This is a genomic window from Streptomyces chlorus, from assembly GCF_042655885.1.
GTDB classification, from domain to species: Bacteria; Actinomycetota; Actinomycetes; order Streptomycetales; family Streptomycetaceae; genus Streptomyces; species Streptomyces chlorus.
The window spans coordinates 118,429-132,517 of record NZ_JBHSOA010000035.1; the positions used below are offsets into that span (position 1 = coordinate 118,429).

12 protein-coding genes are annotated in these 14,089 nt (G+C 70.6%); 8 read left to right on the top strand and 4 right to left on the bottom strand.

The window, feature by feature from the left end; translation table 11 throughout:
* Positions 1-39 precede the first annotated feature (39 nt).
* Positions 40-1,842 (bottom strand): ABC transporter ATP-binding protein, encoded by a 1,803-nt coding sequence (locus ACFPZI_RS17160; RefSeq protein WP_381363913.1) that lies wholly within the window; start codon positions 1,840-1,842, stop codon positions 40-42.
* A 155-nt stretch (positions 1,843-1,997) separates the two neighbouring features.
* On the opposite strand from ACFPZI_RS17160, the gene ACFPZI_RS17165 reads away from it, so the two are divergent.
* The 5 genes from ACFPZI_RS17165 (at position 1,998) to ACFPZI_RS17185 (ending at position 7,539) form a co-directional block, all read left to right on the top strand.
* Positions 1,998-2,465 carry a MarR family winged helix-turn-helix transcriptional regulator gene (locus ACFPZI_RS17165; RefSeq protein ID WP_381363915.1) on the top strand — a complete coding sequence of 156 codons (468 nt, stop codon included), beginning with the start codon at positions 1,998-2,000 and terminating at the stop codon, positions 2,463-2,465.
* Between the two features lie 231 nt (positions 2,466-2,696).
* Positions 2,697-4,532 carry an ABC transporter transmembrane domain-containing protein gene (locus ACFPZI_RS17170; RefSeq protein WP_381363916.1) on the top strand — a complete coding sequence of 612 codons (1,836 nt, stop codon included), beginning with the start codon at positions 2,697-2,699 and terminating at the stop codon, positions 4,530-4,532.
* On the top strand, positions 4,529-6,310 hold the full coding sequence (locus tag ACFPZI_RS17175; protein ID WP_381363917.1) for an ABC transporter ATP-binding protein: 1,782 nt from the start codon (positions 4,529-4,531) through the stop codon (positions 6,308-6,310). Before ACFPZI_RS17170 ends, ACFPZI_RS17175 begins: the two co-directional genes overlap by 4 nt.
* 352 nt (positions 6,311-6,662) lie before the next feature.
* A complete protein-coding gene (locus tag ACFPZI_RS17180; RefSeq protein ID WP_381363919.1) occupies positions 6,663-7,133 on the top strand; it encodes a DUF5709 domain-containing protein in 471 nt (156 codons plus the stop codon).
* 151 nt (positions 7,134-7,284) lie between these two features.
* Complete coding sequence (locus ACFPZI_RS17185; protein WP_381363921.1) at positions 7,285-7,539, top strand: type B 50S ribosomal protein L31; 255 nt, start codon at positions 7,285-7,287, stop codon at positions 7,537-7,539.
* A gap of 32 nt (positions 7,540-7,571) precedes the next feature.
* Here ACFPZI_RS17185 and ACFPZI_RS17190 read toward each other — a convergent pair whose 3' ends face one another.
* Positions 7,572-8,366, bottom strand: a complete 795-nt coding sequence (locus ACFPZI_RS17190) for a metal-dependent hydrolase (protein ID WP_381363923.1) — start codon at positions 8,364-8,366, stop codon at positions 7,572-7,574.
* Positions 8,367-8,510: 144 nt separating this feature from the next.
* Between ACFPZI_RS17190 and ACFPZI_RS17195 the strand changes: the two genes are divergently transcribed.
* Entirely contained in the window at positions 8,511-11,024 is a 2,514-nt protein-coding gene (locus ACFPZI_RS17195; RefSeq protein WP_381363925.1) for a DEAD/DEAH box helicase, read from the top strand.
* 19 nt (positions 11,025-11,043) lie between these two features.
* Positions 11,044-11,910 carry an acyl-CoA thioesterase gene (locus tag ACFPZI_RS17200; protein WP_381363926.1) on the top strand — a complete coding sequence of 289 codons (867 nt, stop codon included), beginning with the start codon at positions 11,044-11,046 and terminating at the stop codon, positions 11,908-11,910.
* A 45-nt stretch (positions 11,911-11,955) separates the two neighbouring features.
* On the opposite strand, the gene ACFPZI_RS17205 is transcribed toward ACFPZI_RS17200, so the two are convergent.
* Positions 11,956-12,870, bottom strand: coding sequence for a DUF6397 family protein (locus ACFPZI_RS17205; RefSeq protein WP_381363928.1), 915 nt, complete (start codon positions 12,868-12,870; stop codon positions 11,956-11,958).
* A gap of 126 nt (positions 12,871-12,996) precedes the next feature.
* On the bottom strand, positions 12,997-13,410 hold the full coding sequence (locus ACFPZI_RS17210) for a roadblock/LC7 domain-containing protein (protein WP_381363929.1): 414 nt from the start codon (positions 13,408-13,410) through the stop codon (positions 12,997-12,999).
* 88 nt (positions 13,411-13,498) lie between these two features.
* On the opposite strand from ACFPZI_RS17210, the gene ACFPZI_RS17215 reads away from it, so the two are divergent.
* Complete coding sequence (locus ACFPZI_RS17215; protein WP_381363931.1) at positions 13,499-13,927, top strand: PPOX class F420-dependent oxidoreductase; 429 nt, start codon at positions 13,499-13,501, stop codon at positions 13,925-13,927.
* Positions 13,928-14,089: the final 162 nt, after the last annotated feature.

The following is a 14,089-nucleotide window of genomic DNA, read 5'->3' on the forward strand; positions in this document are numbered from 1 at the left end:
GCACGGTAACCCGCACATCGTCACAAACCCGGCATATTTTCATCTTGTCGGCTCCAGTTGGGCATCCCTGCGAACCAGGGCCGCGTACCTCCCGTCCCGCTCCAGGAGTTCCTCGTGCGTGCCGCGTTCGACCGCGCGTCCCGCGTCGAGCACCACGATCTGGTCGGCACCGCGGACGGTGGAGAGCCGGTGGGCGATGGTGAGCGTGGTGCGGTCGGCGGACAGCGCGTCGATGGCCTGCTGGACGGCGGCCTCGGTACGGGTGTCGAGCGCGCTGGTGGCCTCGTCGAGAACGAGCACCGGCGGATCGCGCAGAATGGTCCGGGCGATCGCCAGGCGCTGCTTCTCACCGCCGGAGAAGCGGTGGCCGCGCTCCCCCACGACGGTGTCGTACCCGTCGGGCAGGGCGGCGATGTGGTCGTGGATCTGTGCCGCCCGTGCCGCCGCGTGGAGTTCCTCGTCCGTGGCGTCGGGCTTCGCGAACCGCAGGTTGTCGGCTACGGAGGCATGGAAGAGGTACGTCTCCTGGGAGACGACGCCGACCGCGCGCGCCAGGGTGTCGAAGTCGAGGTCGCGCACATCGACCCCGTCGAGGGTGACCCGGCCCCCGGTGATGTCGTACAGCCGTGGCACGAGGTGACCCAGTGTGGACTTGCCGGCGCCGGTCGAACCGACCACCGCGAGACTGGTGCCGGCGGGGACGGTGATGTCGATGCCGTCGAGGACGGGGCCTCCCTTGCCGTCGTAGCCGAAGGTGACGTTCTCGAACCGGACCTCGCCGTCGACCCGGTCGAGGCGGACCGGGTCCGCGCGCTCGGTGATGTCGACGGGGAGGTCGAGATACTCGAAGATGCGCTGGAACAGCGCGAGCGAGGCCTGAATCTGCACCCCGGTCGACAGCAGGCTCACGGCCGGCCGGAACAGGCCCTGCTGGAGCGAGACGAAGGCGACGACCGTCCCGATGGAGACCCCGGGTCCGCCCGTCCGCAGAGCGATGCCCGCGGTCCAGTAGATGACGGCGGGCATGGCGGCCATGACGATCGTGATGACGGCCATGCGCCAGCGGCCGGCCATGCTCGACCGCACCTCCAGGTCCACCAGACGTTCGGACTCGTCGGCGAAGGCGCTGGTCAGGGAGTCGGAGCGGCCCATGGTGCGGCCGAGCAGGATGCCGCTGACCGACAACGACTCGGTGACCGTGGCGGCCATCGAGGCCATCTGCTTCTGACGCTGGGTGGTGATCTTCTTGCGTTCGTTGCCGACACGACGGCTGATCCACACGAAGGCCGGCAGCAGGACCAGCGAGACAACGGTCAGCCGCCAGTCGAGGACGAGCATCGCGACGACGGTGGCGACGACGCTGGTGAGGTTGGAGACCAGGGAGGTCGCCGTGGAGGTCACGGTGGCCTGCATGCCGCCGATGTCGTTGGCGATGCGGGACTGGACCTCGCCGGTGCGGGTGCGCGTGAAGAAAGCGAGCGACATGCGCTGGAGCCGGTCGTAGACGGCGGTGCGCAGATCGTGCATGACGCGCTGGCCGACGGTCGTGGAGATCAGCGTCTGGAGCACGCCGAAGACGCTGGTGAGGACGGCGCTGAGGATCATGCCGAGGGCCAGCAGGCTGAGCAGTCCGGTGCGGCGCTCGGGGATCGCGACATCGAGGATCGCCTTGAGCAGGAACGGGGTGGCGACCGAGACGAGCGACGCCGCTCCGACGAGCAGGCCGACGATCGCGAGGCGGCCCCGGTAGGGGCGGAACAGTCTCAGGATGCGGCGCACCTGCCGGGGCTGCTCCTCGGCGCCCGCGGGTGCGCTCCAGGCGGGTTCATGGTCGGGGTGCATGGTCTCCTTCGAGGGCTCGGGAGCGGGAAGCGGGGCGCGGGAGCCCGGGACCGCCGTGGGGATGCCGCGGGATTGCCGCGGATTGCCGGGCCAGCGGAGCCTAGCTCATTGTTACCTATACTCACAATGAGCGTCGTCCTGATATTGTTCCGCACATGACCACTCCCGACCCCGACGGCCTGCTGGCCGAGCAGCTGCTTCGGCTGACCCGCCGGGTGCATCGCATTCAGAAGCGCCATCTGGTGCGGCGCGAACTGGGCATCACCCCTGCCCAGTCCCGGTTGCTGCGCACTCTCGCCCACTACGCCTCGCCGCCCCGCATGGCCGACCTGGCGGAGCGGCTGGAGGTGGTACCGCGAGCCGTGACGACGCTGGTCGACGGGCTGGAGGCGAGCGGCAAGGTGCGGCGGGTGCCCGATCCGGCCAATCGGCGGGTGATCCGGATCGAGCTCACCGACGACGGACACGCGGCCCTGCGGGAGCTGCACGCCGCACGCAGGGCCGCCGCGGAGGAGATCCTGGCTCCGCTGGCGGACGAGCAGCGCGAGGTTCTCGGCGAGCTGCTGAACACGCTGATCGACGGGACGGCCGCCGCCCCGCAGCACCGCGACGCGTCCTGCTGAGACACCGCGCCGGAGTCGCTGCCGGGGCCTCGTGCCGTCGTCGGCCGGTGTGCCCGCCGGGGTCGTCCGGTGTGCCGTGAGGTTCCCGTCCCGTGCGTCGAGCCGGTTCTGGGCTCTGCCGTGAAAAATCGTTTGCTTTGCGGCACGCAGTGGCGTCAACCTGTCACGGTTTGCTGTCGCCGCCGTCCGAGGACGGCGCGCGGCCCCGCCTTTGCGAGCCACTGGGACGTCATGCAGATACAAGACCTTCCGTATCCCGACCCGGGCGCGCCCGACGCCCGCTCGGGCTCCCGATTCCTGCGGTGGCTCTTCCTGAATCAGCTTCCGGGCCAGCTCAAATCCCTCGCCTGGGGACTGCTGCACTTCGCCTCCGTCGCCTCGCTCCCGTTCTGTGTGGGCATCGGCGTCCAGGCCGCCGTCGACCGTTCCGGCACCCGGCTCGCCCTGGCCGGCGGGCTCATGGCGCTGGCCTGCGTGGGCAACGCGGTCGGCGACACCTTCCTGCACCGGGCCGCCGTCACCAACTGGATCACCGCGGCCGCCCGTGTCCAGCAGCTGCTGGCCCGCAGGACCGCGACGCTGGGTTCCACGCTGACCCGGCGCGTCGCGGCCGGCGAGGTCATAGCCGTCTCCACCGGTGACGTCGAGAAGATCGGCTGGTTCGTCGAGGCACTGTCCCGGTTCACCGCGGCCGTGGTCACCATCGTGCTGGTCTGCGTCGGCCTGCTCGTCTACCAGCCCGCGCTCGGTGTGGTCGTCGTCGTGGGCCTGCCCCTGCTGGCGCTCGCGGTCCTGCCGCTGCTGCCCCACGCCACTCGGCGGGCCGACGTCCAGCGGGAGAAGGCCGGACGGGCCACGGAACTCGCCTCGGACACCGTCGCCGGACTGCGTGTACTGCGCGGCATCGGCGGCGAGGAGCTGTTCCTCGACCGCTACCGTCGCGCGTCCCAGGAAGTCCGCCACGCTGCCGTGCGCAGTGCCCGGATGTGGTCCCTGATCGCCGCGATCCAGGTACTGCTGCCGGGAATCCTGCTGATCACCGTGGTCTGCTACGGCGTTCATCTGGCCCGTCAGGGGCGGATCGCCGTGGGTGAACTGGTCACCGTCTACAGCTCGGTGATGCTGCTCGCGTATCCTCTGCGCCACTTCGAAGAGATCGCGATGGCCTACTCCTTCTCCCGGCCGTCGGCCAAGCGTGCGGCGCGTGTGCTGTCGCTGGAACGGGCCGTGGACGCCGCCGGGACGCCCGGTTCCGAGAGGCCCGAGAGGCCCACCGGAGACCTGTACGATCCGGCGACCGGTCTGCTCGCCCCGGCGGGCCGGCTCACCGCCGTGGTGTGCGGGGATCCGGACATGGCGGGACGCCTGGCCGAACGGCTCGGCGGGCACGCGGCGCACACCACGCATGCCACGCGGAACGGCTCGGTGCTGCTCGGCGGCGTGCCGCTCGACGAGCTGCCACTGGACTCCGCCCGCGGCTCCGTCCTCGTCCAGGACAAGGATCCGGTACTGCTGTCGGGCACACTGCGCGAACTGCTCGACGTACCCGCGTCCGGGGCCGTCGAAGCGCGCGAGGCGCTGGACGCCGCGCAGTGCGGGGACGTACTGGCGGCGCTGGTGCAGGGTTCGCTCGACGCCGCGGACCCGATGGACGCGCAGCTCACCGAGCGTGGACGATCCCTTTCCGGTGGCCAGCGGCAGCGACTCTCGCTGGCCCGGTCGCTGGTCACCGACCCGGAGGTCCTCGTCCTGGACGAGCCGACCTCCGCCGTCGACTCGCACACCGAGGCCCGTATCGCCGAGGGCGTACGGGAACTGCGGTCGGGACGGACGACCGTCGTGTTCACCTCGTCGCCGCTGCTGCTGGACCGGGCGGACCAGGTGGTCTTCCTGCACGACGAGACGGTCGTGGCGGTCGGCGGCCACCACGAGCTGGTGCGTACCGAGCCCCGGTACCGGGCCGTGGTGACCCGCGAGACGGAGGCCGAGGCGAAGACCGAAGCAGGGGTCGGGACGGACGACCTGACCGACCTGGACAAGCTCGTAGAGATCGAGGAGACAGCATGATCGGCGTGGCGCCACCGGCCTACGACCCGGCGGCCCCGACCACGGCCGGCACCCTGCCCGTGGGCGCGCCCGCAACCGTCCGTGCCTATGTGGGCGAGCTGCTCCGCAGGCACCGCAGGGCCTTCGTGCTCCTGATCACGGTGAACACCGTCGCGGTGCTCTCCTCGATGGTCGGCCCGTATCTGCTGGGCGGCCTGGTGGAGCGGGTCCCGGACCGCGCGCGGGAGCTCCACCTGGGGCTCACCGCCGCACTGTTCGTGGTGGCGCTGATCCTTCAAGCGGTGTTCGTGCGGCAGGTGCGGCTGCGCGGGGCGATGCTCGGCGAGCGGATGCTGGCCGATCTGCGCGAGGACTTCCTGGTGCGGTCGGTCGGGCTGCCGCCCGGTGTGCTGGAGCGGGCCGGGACAGGTGATCTGCTGTCCCGGATCACGACCGACATCGACCGGCTCGGCAACGCGATGCGTGAGGCCGTGCCCCAGCTCGCCATCGGTGTGGTGTGGGTGGTGCTGCTGCTGGGCGGCCTGGTCGTCACGGCACCCGAACTGGCGCCGGCCGTACTGGTCGCCGTTCCGCTGCTCGTGGCCGGCTGCCGCTGGTACTTCCGGCGGGCGCCGGCCGCGTACCGTTCCGAGGCCGCCGGGTACGCCGCCGTGGCCGCGGTACTCGCCGAGACCGTGGACGCGGGACGGACCATCGAGGCGCACCGGCTCAGCGAGCGCCGGGTGGCGTTGTCGGACCAGCGGGTCAAGGAATGGACGGCCTGGGAGCGCTACACGCTGTGGCTGCGGTCGGTGCTCTTCCCCGTCGTCAGCATCACCCATGTGACCGTGCTCGGCTCGGTGCTGATGATCGGTGGTGTCTTCGTCCTGCAGGGCTGGATCGGTGTCGGCCAGCTGACGACCGGTGCGCTGCTGGCACAGATGCTCGTCGACCCGGTGGGGCTGATCCTGCGCTGGTACGACGAATTGCAGGTGGCCCAGGTGTCGCTGGCCCGGCTGGTCGGGGTCCGGGACATCGAGCCCGACGCCGGTGACGCCGCGCTGACCCCCGACGGACGCCATGTGCGCGCCGAGCGGGTGCACTTCGGCTACCACGAGGGCGTCGACGTGCTGCGCAAGGTGTCGCTGGAGGTCGCGCCCGGCACCAGGCTGGCGCTGGTCGGCCCCTCCGGCGCGGGCAAGTCCACCCTGGGGCGGCTGCTCGCCGGGATCTACGCGCCCCGGGACGGCACGGTGACCCTGGGCAGCGCCGAACTGTCCCGGATGACCGCGGAACACGTCCGTACCCATGTGGCCCTGGTCAACCAGGAGCACCACGTCTTCGTGGGTTCCCTGCGCGACAACCTGCGGCTCGCCCGGACGGATGCCGAGGACGCCGAGCTGTGGGCGGCGCTCGGCGCGGTCGACGCGGACGGCTGGGCGCGTGCGCTCGACGACGGCCTCGACAGTGAGATCGGCTCGGGCGGGCTGGCGCTCACTCCGGCCCAGGCGCAGCAGATCGCGCTGGCCCGGCTGGTGCTGGCCAACCCGCACACGCTGGTGCTGGACGAGGCGACCTCGCTGCTGGACCCCCGCGCGGCCCGGCACCTGGAACGCTCGCTGGCCCGTGTTCTCGACGGCCGCACCGTCGTCGCCATCGCCCACCGCCTGCACACCGCCCACGACGCGGACGTCATCGCTGTCGTCGAGGACGGCCGCATCAGCGAGCTGGGCAGCCATGACGAGTTGGTCGCTGCGGGCGGCGCGTATGCGGCACTGTGGCGCTCCTGGCACGGGTGAGGGCCCAGGTGAGGGTGCGGATGAGAGCCCAGGTGAGGGTAGGGGGAGCGCGCAGGGGACGGCCCGGCGGGCTGTGCGGCCGGGCTCGTTCGGCGGGTCCCCGGCCGCGGGGTGAGGCGCGTCCGAGGGCGGATTCGCCGTGCGCACGGTCCGTCACCGGCCGCCGCCGGTGACGGACCGTGCCGTTGCGCGGAGCCGAACCTGGGTGGAAGGGTGGAGTCAGGCACCGGCTCGGGGGGGCGCCCGGGGCTCCGGAGAACCGGGGTGCGGGTGATGACCAGTGCCCCGTGCAGGCACGGCCCGGAACGGGCCACGGCGGGAACGGGCCCGTCCCCACCCCCTGGAGGTCCCCGTGAACAGAGCCGGCGGTTGGGGAGACGATGTCTACCAGCCCGATGGATCCGAGGTCCAGGACGACGCCGGACTGCTCGACGCCGAGGACACTCTCGAGAACGACGGCGTCGACGATCCCCTCGACCGGGGCTGGTCCCCTCCCGAGCGGCCGTGGGCCGTGGAGCACCGTGGTGTGACGGCGGCGGAGCGCAGGGCGGGCGAGACCCTGGACCAGCGGCTCGCCGAGGAGCGGCCCGATCTCGCCGTCGCCGACGGTGACGACCTCGGCGACAGCGAGGGCACCGACGGCGAGCTCCTGGACAACGAGGTCGGTGCCGCGCGCTCCGGCCGGCTCGTGGCCCCCGACGAAGGGGCACACGAGGACGAGGAGACCGCCCTGGTCGCCACGGACGTCGGCATCGACGGGGCGGCGGCCTCGGCCGAGGAGGCTGCCATGCATGTCGTCGACGAGGACACCCTGCCCGGCTGACCCCGCCTTTTCACGGCCGCCCCGGCCGTCCGAACGGCGCAGGCCACCCATGCCGTCGTCCGGACCCTCCCGGTCGTCCGGGACGTCCAGGCCATCCGGATCGATCACATCGCGCGCCGCGCACATCGCCCACGTCGTACGAGGAGCGTCCATGCAGCAGGACAAGCACCCCGACTACCACCCCGTCGTCTTCCGCGACCGGGCCGCCGGATACGCCTTCCTGACCCGGTCCACCGCGACCAGCGAGCAGACGATCGAGTGGGACGACGGCGAGACCTACCCGGTCGTGGAGGTGGAGATCTCCTCGGAGAGTCACCCCTTCTACACGGGCACCGCACGGACCGTGGACACGGAAGGACGTGTCGCCCGCTTCCAGCGCCGCTACGGCGGTGAAAGCTCCGGTTGAGCCGCCGGCGACGACCACCGGTCGTCCGCGCCTCAGATCACGTTGAGCGCCACCACGCAGCCCACTCCGCCGAGCACCATGAACGCCGGCATCAGTACCTTGAGCTCCACCCAGCTGCCCGCCCGGAACCGCATCGCCTTGGGCGGACCTATGGGGTACCAGCGCTTGCGTCCCACCGGTATGGGCCACAGGATCGGGCAGCCCGAGACGGTCAGGGCGTCCCCGATGTCGTGCACCAGCGCGCCCAGGACGATCGGCAGCCCCAGCCACAGGTACTCCTGGCCGGGCTCCGTGAACAGCCAGGCGGCGCCGTTGCCCGGCTCGTCCAGGATGCCTGCGAGGATCCACGCGCTGGTCGCGGCGAGCAGCCACACCAGTACGTCGCTGCTGGCACCCCGCGTAGCCCGCCACAGCAGGCCCTCGATGGCCAGCACCATGTGGACGAAGAGAATGGCCAGCACCGCCCACCGGCCGCCCGTGATCGCCAGAACGGAAGCGCCCCCACCGATCAGGACCGCCCACAGCCAGGTGTGGGTGAGGGTGCGGTGACCGCCGGAACGGCGCGGGTCGCCCGGTTTCCTGGTGGCCTTGTAGACGGCGTACGACAGCTTGTCGACGATCTCGCACAGTCTCTTGGACACGGGGCCGAAGGCCCGCGATATCGTCGCCGCCTTGTGGTCCAGGTCCGGGGCGAGGGCAGCGCCGGCACAGATCAGAGCGCCGACCAGAAGCACCGGCCAGGGCATCGGTTTCCCGGCGGCGGCCGTCGCCGCACCTACACCGAGCCATGCCGCGGCACCCGACAGTGAGTGTGCTGGTCCCATCATCCCCGTTGCCCGTCCCATCCGCTTGTGCCGCTGTCCAGTTGGCCAGGTGCGTTGACGCCCCTTCGGCGACACAGCGTAGCGTTCGCGATCTTCATACCCGAATCCGATTCCCGCGCAGGGCCCGGCGGCAGGCAAGATGGGGGCGTGACCCTCATCGATCAGCTGCCGCCGACCGCCGACCCCGACGCCCTGTACGAAGCCTTCGAGTCGTGGGCGGGGGAACGTGGTCTCACGCTCTATCCCCATCAGGAGGAGGCGTTGATCGAGGTGGTCTCCGGGGCGAACGTGATCGTCTCGACCCCGACCGGCTCGGGCAAGAGCATGATCGCGGCCGCTGCCCACTTCGCCGCGCTGGCTCGGGACGAGGTCACCTTCTACACGGCACCGATCAAGGCGCTGGTGTCGGAGAAGTTCTTCGAGCTGTGCAAGATCTTCGGCACGGAGAACGTCGGCATGCTGACCGGCGACGCGTCCGTGAATGCCGATGCCCCGGTCATCTGCTGCACCGCCGAGGTGCTGGCGTCGATCGCGCTGCGTGATGGCAGGAACGCCGATGTCGGCCAGGTCGTCATGGACGAGTTCCACTTCTACGCGGAGCAGGACCGCGGCTGGGCGTGGCAGATTCCGCTGCTGGAACTGCCTCAGGCGCAGTTCGTGCTGATGTCGGCGACGCTCGGCGATGTCTCCTTCTTCGAGAAGGACCTCGCCCGCCGCACCGGTCGCCCCACGTCGGTGGTCCGCTCGGCGACCCGGCCGGTCCCGCTGTCCTACGAGTACCGCTACACGCCGCTCACCGAGACGCTCACGGAGCTGCTGGCGGCCCGGCAGGCTCCGGTCTACATCGTGCACTTCACGCAGGCCCAGGCGGTGGAGCGGGCACAGGCGCTGATGAGCATCAACATGTGCACGCGCGAGGAGAAGGACAGGATCGCCGACCTGATCGGCAGCTTCCGCTTCACCACCAAGTTCGGCCGCAACCTCTCCCGCTACGTCCGGCACGGCATCGGTGTACACCACGCCGGCATGCTGCCCAAGTACCGGAGGCTGGTGGAGAAGCTCGCGCAGGCCGGTCTGCTGAAGGTCATCTGCGGTACGGACACGCTGGGCGTGGGGGTCAACGTCCCGATCCGCACCGTGCTGTTCACCGCCCTGACCAAGTACGACGGGACCCGGGTGCGCACGCTGCGGGCCCGCGAGTTCCACCAGATCGCGGGCCGGGCCGGACGGGCCGGCTTCGACACCGAGGGGTTCGTCGTCGCGCAGGCCCCCGAGCACGTCGTCGAGAACGAGAAGGCGCTGGCCAAGGCAGGCGACGACCCGAAGAAGCGCCGCAAGGTCGTCCGCAAGAAGGCGCCGGAGGGGTTCGTCGCCTGGTCGGAGCAGACCTTCGAGAAGCTCATCGGTTCCGAGCCCGAGCCGCTGACCTCCCGTTTCCGGGTGACGCACACCATGCTGCTGTCGGTGATCGCACGGCCGGGGAACGCCTTCGCGGCGATGCGTCACCTCCTCGAGGACAACCACGAGCCGCGCAAGCAGCAGCTGCGGCACATCCGACGGGCGATCGCCATCTACCGATCCCTGCTGGACGGCGGCATCATCGAGAAGCTGGACACACCGGATGCCGAGGGGCGGATCGTCCGGCTCACCGTGGATCTGCAGCAGGACTTCGCGCTGAACCAGCCGTTGTCCACCTTCGCGCTGGCCGCGTTCGAGCTGCTGGACCCCGAGTCGCCGTCCTACGCGCTCGACATGGTGTCCGTGGTGGAGTCCACGCTGGACGATCCTCGCCAGATCCTCGCCGCACAGCAGAACAAGGCGCGCGGTGAGGCGGTCGCCCTGATGAAGGCGGACGGCGTCGAGTACGAGGAGCGCATGGAACGCCTCCAGGACATCACGTACCCGAAGCCGCTGGAGGAACTGCTCTTCCACGCCTACGACACCTACCGCAAGAGCCACCCGTGGGTCGGTGACCATCCGCTGTCGCCGAAGTCCGTGGTGCGGGACATGTACGAACGGGCGATGTCCTTCACCGAGTTGGTGTCCCACTACGAGCTGGCCCGGACCGAGGGCATCGTGCTGCGGTACCTGGCCAGCGCCTTCAAGGCCCTGGACCACACCGTCCCGGACGATCTGAAGTCCGAGGATCTCCAGGATCTGATCGCCTGGCTGGGCGAGATGGTGCGTCAGGTCGACTCCAGTCTGCTGGACGAGTGGGAGCAACTGGCCAACCCCGCGGAGATGACCGCCGAGGAGGCCCAGGAGAAGGCCGACCAGGTCAAGCCGGTCACCGCCAACGCGCGCGCCTTCCGCGTCCTGGTCCGCAACGCCTTGTTCCGCCGTGTCGAACTGGCCGCTCTGGACCAGGTGGAGGCGCTGGGCGAGCTGGACGCCGAGGCCGGCTGGGACGCCGACGCCTGGGGCGAGGCGATGGACAAGTACTGGGACGAGTACGAGGAACTCGGCACCGGTCCCAACGCCCGCGGTCCCAAGCTGCTGCTGATCGACGAGGAGCCGGACAACGGACTGTGGCGGGTCCGGCAGATCTTCGACGACCCGAACGGCGACCACGACTGGGGTATCAGCGCCCAGGTCGACCTCACCGCCTCCGACGCGGAGGGCCGTGCGGTCGTCCGGGTCACCGATGTCGGCCAGCTGTGACGGCAGGAGATCAGTACTCATGACGAACCCGACCGAGAGCCTCGTCGCCCTGCTCGACCTGGAGCAGATCGAGGTCGACATCTTCCGTGGCCGCAGTCCGCAGGAGTCGCTGCAGCGGGTCTTCGGCGGCCAGGTGGCCGGCCAGGCGCTGGTCGCCGCGGGCCGCACCACGGAGGGCGACCGCCCCGTGCACTCGCTGCACGCGTACTTCCTGCGCCCGGGGCGGCCCGGGGTACCGATCGTGTACCAGGTCGAACGGGTACGGGACGGCCGGTCGTTCACGACCCGCCGGGTCGCCGCCGTGCAGCAGGGCCGCACGATCTTCACTCTCACCGCCTCCTTCCACAAACCTGAACAGGGGAGTTTCGAGCACCAGCTGCCGCCGGCCCGCGAGGTCCCGGATCCGGAGTCGCTGCCGACCGTCGTGGAGGAGATCCGCGGGCATCTGGGTGAGCTGCCGGAGCAGTTGGAGCGGATGGCCCGCCGTCAGCCCTTCGACATCCGCTACGCGGACCGGCTGCGCTGGGACCCGGACGACGTCAAGAACGCCGAACCGCGCAGCGCCGTGTGGATGCGCGCGGTGGGCCCGCTCGGCGACGATCCGCTGGTGCACACCTGCGCCCTGACCTACGCCAGCGACATGACCCTGCTGGACGCCGTTCGGCTCCCGGTGGAACCCCTGTGGGGTCCGCGCGGCTTCGACATGGCGTCGCTGGACCACGCGATGTGGTTCCACCGCCCGTTCCGTGCGGACGAGTGGTTCCTGTACGACCAGGAGTCGCCGATCGCCGTGGGCGGGCGTGGTCTGGCCCGAGGGCGGATCTACGACCGTGAGGGGCGGATGCTGGTGTCCGTCGTCCAGGAGGGGCTGTTCCGGGCGTTGTAGATCACCGGGTGGATCACCCGGGCCGGCTGGTCAGCGGTCGGCCGGTCACTGGGCGGCCGGTCCTCGGTTTCTGCCGCGCCACCGGGCGAGCAGCGCGCGGAACACCCCGCGTGGACGCTCCGGCTCCCGGGGAGCCCGCCCGGCCGGTGCGGGGCGGGGAGGGGCGGAAGCCGGACGGGGTGCCGGCCGGTGTTCGCGGGCCTCTGCCAGCAGCTGTGCGAGCTCCGCCTGGAACCAGGCGATCTCGTCGGGGTCCTGAGCGGTCACGAGGGTTTCCGTGAGGACGGCGCCGGGTGAGCCGGGGGCGCCGTGGGAGGGCCTCTCTGGACAGAACCGGCTGAGGTGGGAACGCTCGTAGGGGTCCTTGACGACCTCGCAGATGTGGAGCGGGTCGAGCAGGGACGCGAAGGCTCCGGCGCGCGACCACGGGTCGGTGGCCCGACGGAGCAGGATTGCCAGACGGCGGGTACGCCAGTTGCGGGCCCGCAGGTCGAGGCCGGTGTCGAGCTGTCCTCTGAGGTTGTCGAACGTGCGGCCCCTCAGCAGCGGGGTGTTCTTCTCGTCGGCCGTGAACTGCCGTAGCTCCTCGGCGAGATAGAGCCAGACCACGGCGCGGTAGCGGTTGAGGTAGAACCTCGTGGGGGCCAGCAACCCCAGCCGGGCCAGCCGCGTGAACCGGTCCTTCGTCACCCCCATGAGCAGTGCACCCTCCGTGGTGCCCACGGTCCTGACGCTCTCGCGCAGAGCCTCCGGGTGACCTGGCCGGGCGCGGAGCCGTTCGAGTTCGGCGCGGTCCACGCGGCGGCCGACTCCCCGCTCGTCGGGGGTGGTGCGGATCCGGGCAAGGTCCACAGCGAGGTCGAACTCGCTGGGCTTGAGGCCGAGTTCCCGTGCCGCACGGCCTGCCGTGACCCAGGGACCGACGGTCGTGACTTCGTGTGTGGCGGTGTTTTTGGACATGCTCGTCTCCCCCGTGGAGTGTGCTCGGCCGACGCCGTGTGCGCCGCTCGGAGAAAACCGTAGCCGGTCCGTCACTCTTCGCGACAGGCCTGTGGATAACTCCACGGGGGCCGACGAACGTGCAGGTCAGGTACCTGTGGGGTCGTCGGGTTCCGGTCGGCGGGCGTCCACGTCCAGGTGTTCGCCGACCCGGTTGACCAGCAGCGTCATCTCGTACGCGATCCGGCCGATGTCGGCCTCGGCCGCGCTGAGCACGCACAGGCAACTGCCTGTACCGGCCGCGGTGACGAAAAGCACCGCGTCGTCGAACTCGATCATCGTCTGGCGCATCCCGCCCGCGCCGAATTGCTGTCCGGAGCCCTTGGCGAGACTGTGCAGTCCGGACGAAACCGCGGCTAAGTACTCCGCGTCCTCGCGTCGAAGCCCCGTGCTCGTCCCCGTCACCAGCCCATCGTTGGACAGGACCAGCGCGTGCCGTACCTCCTCGACTCTCCGAGTCAGGTCGTCCAGCAGCCAGTCGAGTCCCCGTTTTTGCGTCATGTCGCGAATCTCCCCCTTGCTCTTCCCCGTATGGTTCCCTCCGCCAGCCTTCCCCACGGCCGTGCGGCGGACAAGGAGGATAGGAGCCATGGAACAGAGGATGACCGACGAGGAATGGCGGGGGTTCGTCTCGTACGGAACCCGCACCGCCAAGCTTTCCACCGTGCGCGCCGACGGCAGTCCGCACGTGGCGCCGATCTGGTTCGTGCTCGACGGGGACGACGTGGTGTTCAACACCGGCAAGGAGACGGTGAAGGGCCGCAACCTGGCCCGTGATGAGCGGGTCGCCCTGTGCGTGGACGACGACCGGCCGCCGTTCGCCTTCGTGGTGCTGCGGGGCCGGGCGCGGATCTCGGAGGATCCCGAGGATCTGGTGCGCTGGGCCACGCGGATCGCCGGGCGATACATGGGCCAGGACCGCGCTGAGGAGTTCGGGGCGCGCAACGGTGTGCCGGGCGAGCTCCTCGTCCGCGTCGCCGTCGAGAAGGTCCTGTCGGAGAAGGGCGTCGCGGACTGATTGCCGGGCCGTGGCACGGAGTGACGCGGCCCGGGTGACCTCACGCGGGGTGACACGGCCAGGGGCCGTCGTGGCCGGATCCAGTGCCTCGGCGGCGCGGGCGATCGCGCAGGACGGTACGTCGCCAAGGCTCGCCGGGTGCTGGGCCCGGGCCGTCCGGGC

Excerpts from the sequence above, each read along its gene's own strand:
- ACFPZI_RS17165 (WP_381363915.1), top strand. The coding sequence starts at position 1,998 with ATGACCACTCCCGACCCCGACGGCCTGCTGGCCGAGCAGCTGCTTCGG.
- ACFPZI_RS17185 (WP_381363921.1), top strand. The coding sequence starts at position 7,285 with ATGCAGCAGGACAAGCACCCCGACTACCACCCCGTCGTCTTCCGCGAC.
- ACFPZI_RS17205 (WP_381363928.1), bottom strand. The coding sequence starts at position 12,870 with ATGTCCAAAAACACCGCCACACACGAAGTCACGACCGTCGGTCCCTGG.
- ACFPZI_RS17190 (WP_381363923.1), bottom strand. The coding sequence starts at position 8,366 with ATGATGGGACCAGCACACTCACTGTCGGGTGCCGCGGCATGGCTCGGT.
- ACFPZI_RS17170 (WP_381363916.1), top strand. The coding sequence starts at position 2,697 with ATGCAGATACAAGACCTTCCGTATCCCGACCCGGGCGCGCCCGACGCC.
- ACFPZI_RS17175 (WP_381363917.1), top strand. The coding sequence starts at position 4,529 with ATGATCGGCGTGGCGCCACCGGCCTACGACCCGGCGGCCCCGACCACG.
- ACFPZI_RS17210 (WP_381363929.1), bottom strand. The coding sequence starts at position 13,410 with ATGACGCAAAAACGGGGACTCGACTGGCTGCTGGACGACCTGACTCGG.
- ACFPZI_RS17160 (WP_381363913.1), bottom strand. The coding sequence starts at position 1,842 with ATGCACCCCGACCATGAACCCGCCTGGAGCGCACCCGCGGGCGCCGAG.
- ACFPZI_RS17215 (WP_381363931.1), top strand. The coding sequence starts at position 13,499 with ATGGAACAGAGGATGACCGACGAGGAATGGCGGGGGTTCGTCTCGTAC.
- ACFPZI_RS17200 (WP_381363926.1), top strand. The coding sequence starts at position 11,044 with ATGACGAACCCGACCGAGAGCCTCGTCGCCCTGCTCGACCTGGAGCAG.